Here is an 11,647-nt window from a genome sequence, read left to right on the forward strand (position 1 = left end):
CGCGCCCTCACAGGACCTCCAGCAGCAGGTGGTGCAGCAGCTCCGGGTCCACGAACGGCATGTCCCGGGTGGGGAGCGAGCGCCAGTCCAGGGGCCACGTCAGACCGTCCAGCGCCGGGACCCCGACGTACGCCGCGCACCCCGCCCCGCGCGACAGCGCCCGCGCCCGACCCGCCGGCCAGGCGTGGGCGGCGGCCGTCAGCGGCGGGACGAGGAAGTACATGTTCCGCTGGCCCGCCAGCTGCCGCACGATCGGGCCCGCCTGGAAGTCCGTGTACGTCATGAGCCGGTACGCGACCTCCTCCGCGAGCATCCCGGCGATCCGGACGGCGTCGAAGTGAACGCCCGCGTGACGCAGGGCATGACCGGAGGCGGGCACCCAAGAGGGAGCCCTGTCAAGCGGCTTGGGGAGATTCATGAGACCAGCTTCACGACTCCGCTCTACTGTGACCAGCGCCACAAGGCGTCTGTGCTGAGCTGTGCACATGGGAGCGGCGACTGTGAACTCTGTGAACATCGGGACCAACGGCACCCCCGGTGCCGCCAAGGCGTTCGGACGGCTGCTGCGCTTCCACCGGCAGCGCGCGAAGGTCTCCCTGGAAGTGCTGGGCGAGCACACCGCGTACTCCAAGTCCCAGGTGGCCATGATCGAGCGCGGCGAGCGCAAGCCGAGCGCCCGGTTCGTGGAGGTCGCGGACGAGGTCCTGGGTGCACAGGGTGCACTTCTGGAGGTCGCGCAGGAGGTCACCGCGAGTGGAGTGGCGGCGTGGTTCGAGGACTACTTGGTGGAGGAGCAAAGGGCTGCGGGCATTCACAAGTACGAGAACCGGGTGATTCCAGGACTGCTGCAGACGCCACGGTACGCGCAGGCGGTTTTCAACTGCGCTGTACCAGCGTTGGAAGACGAGGAGATCGAAGCGGGCGTCGCCGCTCGCCTGGCTCGGCAGCAAGTGCTCACCAAGGCGCCTCGTCCGCATGTGACCTTCGTGTTGGAGAAGATCGTGCTCACCCGGCCAATCGGCGGATCGGCCGTGCTGAAGGAGACCTTGGAGCACGTCCTCGGCGTCGCGCGCCTACGTAACGTCTCCATTCAAGTCATGCCGGAGAGCAGGCAGACGCACGCAGGCATCGACGGGCCCTTCACTTTGCTGGAGACAGCCAAGCGCCTTGGGCAGCTCGTCTACGTCGAAGGGCAAGGCGGTCGCTACTTTCTCAGCGAGCAACCCGACGTGGGGGAAACGTTCGAACGGTATGGCACGCTGCGAGCGCAGGCACTGTCCCCAGAAGATTCCGTACGTCTCATTGAACAGGTGGCACGAGAGCTTTGAGTACCGACCTCAACTGGTTCAAGAGCAGCTACAGCGGTGGCCAGGGTGGCGAGTGCGTCGAGGTGGCCTTCGACTGGATCAAGTCTTCCTATAGCGGTCCGCAGGGCGGCGACTGCGTCGAGGTCGCCGTCTGTCCGCACACCGTGCACGTGCGGGACTCGAAGGACGTCGCCCGCCCCGGGCTGGCCGTCGCGGCGGGTGCGTGGGGCGTGTTCGTACGGGCGGTGCGCTAGCGCGTCACGCGGTAGCGGAGGTAGGGGAACTTCGAGCTGAAGGTGCGGGTCTCGACCAGTTCGAGGTCCACCCGCCGCTCGCCCCGGGGGAAGAACGGGGTGCCGCCGCCGACCAGTACCGGGTACACCACGGCCCGGTACTCGTCGATCAGGTCCGACGCCGCCGCCTCGGCGGCCAGCGTCGCGCCGCCGATCGCGATGTCGCCCTCCCCCGGCTCGGCGCGCAGCCGCGCGATCTCCTCCGCCAGGCCGCCCGAAGCCAGGCGGGCCCGGCCCTGTACCTCCGAGAGCGTGGTGGAGAACACCACCTTCGGGAGCGGCTTCCAGAGGTCGGTCCACTCGCGCGACGCGGCGTCGAGCGCCGGGTCCTGGTCGGCGGTCTCCCAGTACAGCATCGTCTCGTACAGCCGCCGTCCCAGCAGGTGGACGCCGACCTCCCGGATGTCGTCGATCCAGAAGCGGAAGACGTCCTCGTCCGGGGCCGACCAGTCGAAACCGCCGTCCGGTCCGACGATGTAGCCGTCGAGTGAGACGTTCATCGAATAGGTGACCTTGCGCATCGGGAGCCTCCTCGGGGCGGGGTTCGACCGTACGGCCACCGGACCCCGTCGGACCCGTCACGGCTCGCGGGTGCCCCTCGGGTGTCGCGGCCGGGAGCCCGTCCGCGTGGGTACGCGCGCACGTCGTCCTTGCCGCGACGCGGGCGCACCGGGCCGGCTCCTCCCCGGTACGTCCGAGGAGGAGCCGGACGCCCCGGCCCGAACCCGCGCCGTGGCGAAGGTCCGGGCCGGGCCGTCCGGGCGTCCGGCCGTGGGTCCGTGGCGGCGGGCGGGGGTCAGCCGGCCGTGCGCAGGATCACGAGCCGCTGCGTCGCGCGGGTCATCGCGACGTACCGGTCCACCGCGCCCGTGACGCCCTCGCCGAACCGCTCCGGGTCCACGACGACGACCAGGTCGAACTCCAGCCCCTTCGACAGCTCCGGCGTCAGCGACCGTACGCGCGGGCGCTCCCGGAACGACGGGGCGCCGATGACGCAGGCGACGCCCTCGCTGTGGGCGGCGAGCCACGCGTCGACGACCTCGTCCAGCTCCTCCACCGACCCGTACCGGACGGGGACGCCGCTGCTGCGGACGGAGGTCGGCACGTTGGCGTCGGGCAGCGCCGCCCGGATGACCGGCTCGGCCTCCGCCATGACCTCTTCCGGGGTGCGGTAGTTGACCGTGAGGGAGGCCACCTCCGCCCGGTCGATGCCGACCCGTGCCAGCCGCTCCTGCCAGGTCTCCGTGAACCCGTGCCGGGCCTGCGCGCGGTCGCCGACGATGGTGAAGCTGCGCGACGGGCAGCGCAGCAGCAGCATCTGCCACTCCGCATCCGTCAGCTCCTGCGCCTCGTCCACCACGACGTGCGCGAACGGCCCGGCGAGGACGTCCGGGTCGGCGGTGGGCAGCGCCGACTCGTCGACGAGGCTGTCACGCAGGTCCTGGCCGTGCAGCATCGTCACCGCGCCCTCGCCGTCGTGGTCGGCGGCGATGACGTTGTCGATGACGTCGGCCATGCGGGCCCGCTGCGCGGCGACGTCCGCGTCGTGCCGGCGCTTGCGCAGCGACGCCTTCGGGTCGCCGAGCCGCTGCCGGGCCGCGTCCAGCAGCGGCAGGTCGGAGACCGTCCACGCGTGGGGCTCCGCGCGCTGGAGCGCCCGCACCTCCTCCCGGTCCAGCCAGGGCGCGCACATCCGCAGGTAGGCGGGTACGGTCCACAGGTCGCCGACCAGGTCGGTCGCCTCCAGCAGCGGCCACGCGCGGTTGAGCGCGCCGACGAGCTGCCGGTCGTGCCGCAGCGCCCTGCGGAACAGGTCGTCCGGTACCTCGGCGTCGAACTGGTCGCGGAGGATCGTGACCAGTTCCTCGAAGATCCGGTCACGGGCCTCGTTGTGCGGGGTTCCGGGCTCGGGCGCCTCGAACGCCTCCGCCCAGTCGTCGGCGGTCAGCCGGGCCTCGCCCCACGGGGTCGTGACCGTCATGGCGTCCGTGGGCGGAGCCTCGTAGAACCGGACGGCCTTCTCGATCGCCCGCACCAGCGGCGCCGACGACTTCAGCCGGGCCACGGCCGGGTCGCCCTCCACCGACGCGGCGGCGCCCTCGGGCACCAGGTCGCGCAGGGTGCAGGTCTGCACGCCCTCCTCGCCCAGGCTGGGCAGGACGTCCGCCACGTACGCCAGGTACGGCTCGTGCGGGCCGACGAACAGCACCCCGCCGCGGCGGTGGCCCAGGCGCGGGTCGGAGTACAGCAGGTAGGCGGAGCGGTGCAGGGCGACGACGGTCTTGCCCGTACCGGGGCCGCCGTCCACGACGAGGGCGCCTCGGGAGCCCGCGCGGATGATGGCGTCCTGGTCGGACTGGATGGTGGCGAGGACGTCCCGCATCCGTTCCGACCGGTTGCCGCCGAGGCTCGCGATGAACGCCGACTGGTCGTCGAGCGCGGCGCGCCGCTCCAGCCCGTCGGCGGTGAACACCTCGTCCCAGTAGTCGCTGATCCGGCCGCGGGTCCAGCGGTAGCGGCGGCGGCTGACCAGGCCCATCGGGTTGGCGTGGGTCGCCGCGAAGAACGGCTCCGCCGCCGGGGAACGCCAGTCGACCAGCAGCCGGCGGCCCGCCGGGTCGGTGAGGCCGAGCCGCCCGACGTACAGGGGCTCCGCCTCGCCCGCCAGGACGACGTGGCCCAGGCACAGGTCCAGGCCGAAGCGGCGCAGCGCGCGCAGCCGCCCGGACAGCCGGTGCACCTCCACGTCCCGCTCCATCGCCTCCCGGCCGACGCCGCCGGGCGCCCGCAACGTGGCGTCGAGACGGGCGGTCACCTCGGCGATCGACTGCTCCAGGGCGGCGGCGATGGCCGCGAAGTGCTCCTCGTCGGCGGTGATCAGTGCCGGGTCCGCCTTGGCGGCCAGGCGCTCGGGCAGGTCGAACGCGCTCGTGGTCAGCGGGGCCATGTCAGCGACCTCCCCGCGGGGTCACGGCCTGGGGGACCCGTGGCACGGGCTCCGGCAGGGGCCCGATGTCCCCGCACACCCCGTGGAACGACAACAGCACACGCACGTCGTGAATCTCCCATTTCCGCATTTCGGCGGCTCGCGGCCTTCAGACCAGCGATTCTGCGCCACGACGGGGGCCTTGCCGCAAGCCCCCCGGTGCGCTATAGGTTGAAGGTGGCGGAGAGTGGGTCCCCCTCCCGCCCCATCCCTTGATCGTCCGCGCGCCGCCGTCGCTTCCTTCGACGCCCGCCGCCGTCGCTTCCCTCGACGCCCGCCGCCGCGCCGCCCGCCGCCTCCCCCGGTTCTCCCGCCGCGCCGCCCGCCGCCTCTGCGCCGCCTCTCCGGCTCCTCCCGCCGCGCGGTGCCTGCCCTGGCGCTCGCCTCGGCAGCCCGTACGACCCCCGCCCGCTCTTCGGCGCCCGCCGGGAATCGCCCACGACGGACGTGAAACGTTTCCCCGGTGCCACCCGGTCGATACGGGTGGAGGGGCGGCCCCGCCTCTCCCCGACCACCAGACAGGAAACGGGGAAGGCGTGAAACAGTCCCGCGCGGACGAGTTCATGGAGTTCGCGGCAGGCCGCACGGGCCACCTCTTCCGCTCCGCGTGCCTTCTCACCAGCGGCGACGTCCACCTCGCCGAGGACCTGACGCAGGAGACGCTGCGACGGATGTACGTGGCGTGGGGGCGCCGCCTGGGGCGGCGGATCGACAACCCCGCCGCGTACGCCCAGACCGTGCTGGTCCGCGTCTTCCTCACCCACCGCAGCCGGCGCGCCTCCACGGAGGTCGTCCTCGCCGACGTGCCCGACGCCGCCGCGTCCGGCGGACCGGACCCCGACACCAGGGTGGCACTGCTGCACGCCCTCGGGCAGCTGGCGCCGAAGGACCGGGCTGTCGTCGTACTGCGGTACTGGGAGGACCGCAGCGTCGAGGAGACCGCCCGGGCGATGGGCACCAGCCCCGCCGCCGTACGCACCCGGTCCACCCGGGCCCTGTCCAGGCTGCGCACCCTGCTGGGCGCCCACGCGACCGACTTCATCACGACCTGATCCACGTCACCGCCCGACCCTCGCCATGCCCGACCCGCATCACTGCCCGACCCGCATCACTGCCCGACCCGCACCACGGCCCGGCCCACGTCACGGCCCGACCGACGTCACGGCCCGACCGACGTCACGGCGCGACCGACGTCACGGCGCGACCGACGGCCGAGCATCCACCCCGACCTCAGCGAACCGGTGATTCCCCATGTCTTTCGAGGACCAGCTCGGCGAGGCACTGCGCCGTACCGGCGACACCTTCACCACGGACCGACAGGAGCAGCTCATGACCACCGCCGCGACCGAGGGACGGCGCAGCCTGCGCCGCAGGAGGGCCGGGCTCGCCGTCGCCGCGAGCGTCGTCGCGCTCGCCACGCTCGGCACCGGCGCCTACGCGACCGGGATGCTCGACGACGACCGGGACGCCTCCGTCGCCGAGGAGACGGCCGAGCTGAGCGGTGACCGCGTATTCGACATCCTGCGCAGGCTCACCCCCGGCGGGACGATCAGCCGGCAGCAGGTCCTGCCGCGCGAGCCCGGCGAGTACGCGCACGTGTCGTTCGTCTACGACGACGGGAAGGGCGCCGGGCTGGTGGAGCTGCGGCTGGGCGTCGCCGACCCCCGCCGCGGCGACAAGGCCCTCCCCTTCGACCGGGCGAGCCACGAGAAGCCGTGGACGACCCCCGTGACGAAGAACCAGCGCACCCGGCACGTCACCCCCGAGGGCCACTTCGTCGACTTCACCCTGTGGAACACCCCCGACCCCCAGCGCCCCACCGGGACCCGGAACGCGCCGGTGCTCCACCCGGCCCTGTACCGGCTGCTCCACGCGAACGAGTGGCGGGAGGAGATGGGCCGCCTGCCCAAGCCCGACCCACTGCTCGGCGAGAAGGCCATGGACCCGCGCTTCGTGAAGCCGCGGGACACCGTGTCGGCGCGGGGCATGACCGAGACGCTGCGCGCGCTCCTCCCGAAGGGCGGCACCTTCGGCCAGGAGCGGGCCCGGGGCACCGCCGACCACCGGGGACCGACCGCGACCCTCGTGTACGACGACGGCAAGGGCGGCACCGCCGTGACGGTCTCGCTGTACCGCGTCGACCCCGACGGGTACTCGACCCGGCAGTTCACCAGGTGCCACGTGTCCCACTGCGTCCGCGAGAAGCTGCCCGACGGATCCGTGACGCGCAGCCACGACGTGCGGACGCAGCGCCCGCAGCAGGTGCTGGAACGGTCGGTGACGTACGTGTCGGCCACCGGCGACATGGTGGAGGTCGACACCCGCAGCGCCCCCGGCACGGGCCAGGCACCCCGGGCCGTACCCGCGCTCACCAGCGAACAGCTGAAGGCGCTCGCCATGTCACCCCGCTGGCGCCCGGCTCTCGACGCCCTGCCCCCGGCCCCCGACGAGGAGCGGGACGGACCGGGCCGCGTCTGGGAGTCGGGCAGGGGCGCGGCCGACTGGTCCTACCTGATGGCGAAGGGCAGCCAGGTGGTGGACACGGACGGTCTCGGCCCGGGGCTCGTCGAGCTGCGCATCGACCGGAAGCGGCGCAACACCACCGACGAGGTGGTGCTCGACGTACGCGAGGAGAAGGTGGCCGAGGGCGGCGAGGGCGTTACCCGCTGGACCGTCACCGGCGCCCAGCCGCGCGGCCACTACGTCACGGTCACCGCGTACAACGCCCCCGCCCCGGACGCCGACGCCACCCGCACCACCCCGGCGATCAACCTGCCGGAGATGAAGGCCCTGGCCACGCACCAGGACTGGAACAACGACCGGTTCGTCGACTCCCTGAGGCGGCCCCGCCCCTAGGTCCAACGCGGCGAGCGCGCGTGCCGGGCGTCGGGGCCCAGGCGGGACTTCCCGGACAGGACCTAGGGGGCGGGCGCGGGCGTCGTGGGCGTCGCCGGGAGGCGGAGGAAGCCGGTGGCGCGGGGGGTGAAGGTGAGTTCGCAGGTGTCGCCCACGCCTGCCCGGACGCCCTCCGCCACGTCCGGGTCGGGTGTGCCGTAGACCTCGAAGCGCTCCACCCGGCAGTGCTCCATCACGTCCCTGATGTACGGGTCCGCGAGCCGCCAGTGGGCGCGGACCGCTTCGGAGTCCCGGTACAGCTGGAAGCTGTGCGCGAGCAGCCGCTCCTCGTCCACGAACGTCTGCACCATCAGCTGCGGTCCGTGCTTCCGCGCGAAGGCCACCGCCCGGTCGATCGCGTCGAGGAAGTCCTCCAGGTGGCCGTCGGTGACGCGCATGGTGTTGTGGAACAGGAGGGTCGTGTCGTCGTGTGTCGTCATGCCCCCGAGCCTGCTTCCTCAAGTGCGCTTGAGGTCAAGGGGCGGTGGACGGGTCGGTGGTCGGCGGTCCGGTGGGCGGCGGGGCGGTCGCCGTGATGCCGCGCAGGCCGAAGAAGTACGTGGCGACGAAGCCCGCCGCGTACCCGGCGAGCAGGCCCGCCGCGTAGACGGTGACCGTCCTCAGCAGGCCGCCCGCCCCGTCCAGCAGCGGGAACAGCGCCCAGCCCGACGGTCCGATCGCCGTCGAGCCGACCGTGTCGCCCCACATGCCGAACAGGCCCACCACTCCCCCGCCGAACGCCCCGCCCACGCACGCCGTCACGAACGGGCGGCCCAGCGGCAGCGTCACGCCGTAGATGAGCGGCTCGCCCACCCCGAGCAGGCCCGCGGGGAGCGCCGAGCGGATCGTGCGGCGCAGGGCCGTGTCCCGGCGCAGGCGCACGTACACGGCGAGGGACGCGCCGACCTGCCCGGCGCCCGCCATCGCCAGGATCGGCAGGAGCACCGTGTGGCCCTGCTGCTCGATCAGCGTGGCGTGCAGCGGGATCAGCGCCTGGTGCAGGCCCAGCATCACCAGCGGCAGGAACAACCCGCCCAGCAGGAACCCGGCCGCCGCGCCGCCGTGCGCCAGCAGCCGGTCGGCGGCCGTGCCGATGGCCGTCGCCACCTCGCCGGCCGCGTACATCAGCCCGTACACGGTCGCGAGGCCCGCGACGAGGACCGTCAGCGTCGGCGTGACCAGCACGTCGAGGGCCTCCGGGACCCTGCGGCGGCACCACTTCTCGACGCGCGTCGCGAGGAACGCCGCCGCCAGCGCGCCGAGGACGCCGCCCTGGCCGGGCGACAGCTGCTGCCCGAACACCTCGACGCGGGACACGCCCGCGTACACGACGATCGCGGCGACCGCCCCGCCGAGCACGGGCGTACCGCCGAACTCCTGCGCCGTGTTGTAGCCGACGAACACCGCGATCAGCGCCATGAAACCGGACGCGATCACCGTCAGGGCGGGCGTGAGGGCGGGCAGCGCGCCGAGGTTGACGAGGAGGCCGTTCAGGCCGGCGATGACGCCGCAGCCGATGAGGGCGGGGATGAGGGGGACGAAGACGTTCGCGACGCGGCGCAGGAGACGGCGTACCGGGCGCTGCCCGCCGGGGCCTGGCGGGCTTGGTGGGACTGGTGGGCTTGCCTGGTTGGGGGCGCCGGGGTCTCCCGGGCCCGCGCCGGCCGGGGCGGTCGCGGGGCTCCCGGTGGGCGGGGCGTGCGGGCGGGCCGTCGCGGCGACGAGCGCCGCGAACTCCGGGGTGATCCGAGCGACCGCGCCCGGACCGAGGACGATCTGGTACGTGCCCTCGTCCTCCACCACGCCGAGCACGGCGGGCAGCGCCCGCAGCTCCGCCTCCCGCACGAGGGAGCGGTCGCGCAGGGCGAGGCGCAGCCGGGTCATGCAGTGGGCGACGGACGCGACGTTCGACGCGCCGCCGACCAGGGGGAGCAGGGCCGCCGCCGTCGACCGGTGGTCGGGCGGGCGGGGTTCTTCGGTCGTCGTCATGGGGGCCTCGCCGTGCGGGGGTGTCCGGGGGCCGCCGGGGGCTCGGTCGGGGTCAGGGGACCGCCGAGAGCGCGGCGCGCAGGTGACCGTGGTGCTCCGCGAGGAGGCGGGCGGCGGTCGGGGCGTCCACCCCGCCCAGCAGGACGAGGATGGCGTTCTTCACCTCGCCGCCCGTCGCCTCCAGGGCCGCCGCTATCTCCCCGTCGGAGGCGCCGGTCGCCTGCGCGACGATGCGGTGCGAGCGGGCGCGCAGCTTGTCGTTGGTGGCGCGCACGTCGACCATCAGGTTCCCGTACGTCTTGCCGAGCCGGATCATCGTGATCGTCGAGAGCATGTTGAGGACCAGCTTCTGCGCCGTGCCCGACTTCAGCCGCGTCGAACCGGTGATGAACTCCGGGCCCACGACCACCTCGATCGGGTGGTCCACCGCGGCGGCCAGGGCGCTGCCCGCGTTGCAGGCGACGCCGACCGTCAGGGCCCCCGCGTCCCGCGCGTACTCCACGGCGCCCACCGCGTACGGGGTGCGGCCCGACGCCGAGACGCCGACGACCGTGTCGTCCGGGCGCAGGTCGAGGGCCTTCAGGTCGTCGTGCGCCAGGGAAGCCGCGTCCTCCGCGCCCTCCGCCGAGCGGACCAGCGCCTCGGGGCCGCCCGCGATCAGCCCGACCACCTGCGACGGGTCGGCGTTGAAGGTGGGCGGGCACTCGCTGGCGTCCAGCACGCCCAGCCGGCCCGCCGTGCCGGCGCCCGCGTAGACGAGGCGGCCCCCGCGTGCCATGCGGGCCGCGATGGCGTCGACGGCGGCGGCGATCCGCGGCAGCTGCCCGGTCACCGCCTCCGGGACCGCGCGGTCACCGTCGTTCATGGCGCGGGCGATGTCGAGGGTGGAGCGCGTGTCGACGTCCGCCAGGTCGGGGCGGAACTCCTCGGTGGTGAGGGCGCCCAGCTGCGTGCGGAGCGAGGCACCGGCCGGGGCGTCGGCAGGAGCGGGACCCGCGGCGCCAGGACCGTGGCCCGCGACGCCAGGGCCGTGGCGCGGGGCTAGGGCTTCGGCAGGACCGTGCTTCGCGTCGCCAGGGCCGTGGCGCGGGGCTTCGGCCGGGGCGCGGTGCGGGGGCTGGTGGTGGGTGAGGCGCCGGGCGTGCGGGGCGGGGTCGTTCATGCGCGGTACTCCCGTGCTTCAGCGGGTGGACGGGCGCGGCCGCGGCGCCCTGCGGTGGGCCAGCGCCTCGTACGACGCGGACAGCGCGGGGGCGGCCGTCGCGTACGTGCGCTGCGTGACCCCGGTGAACAGGCAGTCCACCACGAGGAGCTGGCTCGTGCGGGACGACATGGCCGCCGGGCGCAGCTCCGTCTCGCGGGCGGTGGAGGTGGTGAGGAGGTGGTCGGCGTACTGGGCGACCGGCCCGTCCGGGCGGCCCGTGATCGCCACGGTGGTCGCCCCCCGCTCGAAGGCCACCCGCAGCGGCTCGATGACGTCCGCGGTGGCGCCGGAGTGCGTGATGGCGACGGCCACGTCCCCCGCGCCGAGCTGCACGGCGCCCGTCACCGCCACGTGCGGGTCGTGGTGGGCGTGCGCGACCAGGCCGATGCGCAGCAGCTTCTGCGCCAGGTCCTGGGCGACCAGCCCGGAGGCGCCGCTGCCGTACACGTCCGTGCGGCGGGCGTCCGCGAGGGCCTGGACGGCCGCGGCAAGCTGGACGGTGTCCAGGGCGGCGGCGGTGTCGGCGAGGGTCTGCTGCTCGTCGCGGGCGAGCTTGGCGACGACCGCCTCGATCGGGTCGTCGACCGCGATGTCGGAGGTGACGGCCGGCGAGCGGCCCGAAGTGCGCTGCGCGGCCAGGCCGGCCAGCGCCAGGCGCAGGTCGCGGTAGCCGGGGTAGCCGAGGAGGCGGGCGGTGCGCACGACGGTCGCCTCGCTCGTACCGGTCAGCTCGGCCAGGCCGGTGACCGTGAGGGCCGCGCACCCGGCCGGGTCGGCGGCGACCGCCTCCGCGACGCGCAGCATGGAGCGGGTCATCGACGGGGCCAGGGTGCGCACCTTCGCGGCGAGCGGGTCCGGGGCGGCGCCCACGACCGGGCCCGCGCCCGCGTCCGCGCGCGGGCCGCCCCGGTCCGGCGGCCCCACCGGGGCGGTGAAAGTTTCCTTCACGTCGTCGATCACCTCTGAAACGTAT

At 74.0% G+C, this 11,647-nt stretch carries 11 protein-coding genes; 4 read left to right on the forward strand and 7 right to left on the reverse strand.

Annotated elements, in window-relative coordinates; all coding sequences use genetic code 11:
• Positions 1-7: 7 nt before the first annotated feature.
• Positions 8-418, reverse strand: coding sequence for a hypothetical protein (locus LPA54_RS05140; RefSeq protein WP_228974200.1), 411 nt, complete (start codon positions 416-418; stop codon positions 8-10).
• Between the two features lie 91 nt (positions 419-509).
• Between LPA54_RS05140 and LPA54_RS05145 the strand changes: the two genes are divergently transcribed.
• Positions 510-1,328, forward strand: a complete 819-nt coding sequence (locus LPA54_RS05145; protein ID WP_228974202.1) for a helix-turn-helix transcriptional regulator — start codon at positions 510-512, stop codon at positions 1,326-1,328.
• Positions 1,325-1,561: a DUF397 domain-containing protein gene (locus LPA54_RS05150; RefSeq protein ID WP_228974205.1), complete on the forward strand. Its 237-nt coding sequence runs from the start codon at positions 1,325-1,327 to the stop codon at positions 1,559-1,561. Before LPA54_RS05145 ends, LPA54_RS05150 begins: the two co-directional genes overlap by 4 nt.
• Here the strand turns inward: LPA54_RS05150 and LPA54_RS05155 are convergent.
• Positions 1,558-2,121 (reverse strand): dihydrofolate reductase family protein, encoded by a 564-nt coding sequence (locus LPA54_RS05155; RefSeq protein WP_228974206.1) that lies wholly within the window; start codon positions 2,119-2,121, stop codon positions 1,558-1,560. The two genes, LPA54_RS05150 and LPA54_RS05155, sit on opposite strands and share 4 nt — an antisense overlap.
• Before the next feature lie 275 nt (positions 2,122-2,396).
• Complete coding sequence (helR, locus tag LPA54_RS05160) at positions 2,397-4,547, reverse strand: RNA polymerase recycling motor ATPase HelR (RefSeq protein ID WP_228974209.1); 2,151 nt, start codon at positions 4,545-4,547, stop codon at positions 2,397-2,399.
• A 575-nt stretch (positions 4,548-5,122) separates the two neighbouring features.
• On the opposite strand from helR, the gene LPA54_RS05165 reads away from it, so the two are divergent.
• Complete coding sequence (locus LPA54_RS05165) at positions 5,123-5,638, forward strand: SigE family RNA polymerase sigma factor (protein ID WP_228974210.1); 516 nt, start codon at positions 5,123-5,125, stop codon at positions 5,636-5,638.
• A 199-nt stretch (positions 5,639-5,837) separates the two neighbouring features.
• Complete coding sequence (locus LPA54_RS05170; protein ID WP_228974212.1) at positions 5,838-7,442, forward strand: hypothetical protein; 1,605 nt, start codon at positions 5,838-5,840, stop codon at positions 7,440-7,442.
• Positions 7,443-7,504: 62 nt separating this feature from the next.
• On the opposite strand, the gene LPA54_RS05175 is transcribed toward LPA54_RS05170, so the two are convergent.
• Genes LPA54_RS05175 through LPA54_RS05190 form a run of 4 tightly spaced genes read right to left on the reverse strand, consistent with a single transcriptional unit; the run spans position 7,505 to position 11,544 of the window.
• On the reverse strand, positions 7,505-7,921 hold the full coding sequence (locus LPA54_RS05175; RefSeq protein ID WP_228974213.1) for a hypothetical protein: 417 nt from the start codon (positions 7,919-7,921) through the stop codon (positions 7,505-7,507).
• A gap of 34 nt (positions 7,922-7,955) precedes the next feature.
• Positions 7,956-9,470 (reverse strand): PTS transporter subunit EIIC, encoded by a 1,515-nt coding sequence (locus tag LPA54_RS05180; RefSeq protein WP_228974215.1) that lies wholly within the window; start codon positions 9,468-9,470, stop codon positions 7,956-7,958.
• Between the two features lie 52 nt (positions 9,471-9,522).
• Positions 9,523-10,632 carry an N-acetylmuramic acid 6-phosphate etherase gene (murQ, locus tag LPA54_RS05185; RefSeq protein ID WP_228974217.1) on the reverse strand — a complete coding sequence of 370 codons (1,110 nt, stop codon included), beginning with the start codon at positions 10,630-10,632 and terminating at the stop codon, positions 9,523-9,525.
• Positions 10,633-10,650: 18 nt separating this feature from the next.
• On the reverse strand, positions 10,651-11,544 hold the full coding sequence (locus tag LPA54_RS05190) for a MurR/RpiR family transcriptional regulator (RefSeq protein ID WP_228974389.1): 894 nt from the start codon (positions 11,542-11,544) through the stop codon (positions 10,651-10,653).
• Positions 11,545-11,647: the final 103 nt, after the last annotated feature.

The organism is Streptomyces sp. DH12 (assembly GCF_020873895.1).
Taxonomy (GTDB): Bacteria; Actinomycetota; Actinomycetes; order Streptomycetales; family Streptomycetaceae; genus Streptomyces.

Excerpts from the sequence above, each read along its gene's own strand:
- LPA54_RS05140 (WP_228974200.1), bottom strand. The coding sequence starts at position 418 with ATGAATCTCCCCAAGCCGCTTGACAGGGCTCCCTCTTGGGTGCCCGCC.
- LPA54_RS05155 (WP_228974206.1), bottom strand. The coding sequence starts at position 2,121 with ATGCGCAAGGTCACCTATTCGATGAACGTCTCACTCGACGGCTACATC.
- helR (WP_228974209.1), bottom strand. The coding sequence starts at position 4,547 with ATGGCCCCGCTGACCACGAGCGCGTTCGACCTGCCCGAGCGCCTGGCC.
- LPA54_RS05170 (WP_228974212.1), top strand. The coding sequence starts at position 5,838 with ATGTCTTTCGAGGACCAGCTCGGCGAGGCACTGCGCCGTACCGGCGAC.
- LPA54_RS05175 (WP_228974213.1), bottom strand. The coding sequence starts at position 7,921 with ATGACGACACACGACGACACGACCCTCCTGTTCCACAACACCATGCGC.
- LPA54_RS05180 (WP_228974215.1), bottom strand. The coding sequence starts at position 9,470 with ATGACGACGACCGAAGAACCCCGCCCGCCCGACCACCGGTCGACGGCG.
- murQ (WP_228974217.1), bottom strand. The coding sequence starts at position 10,632 with ATGAACGACCCCGCCCCGCACGCCCGGCGCCTCACCCACCACCAGCCC.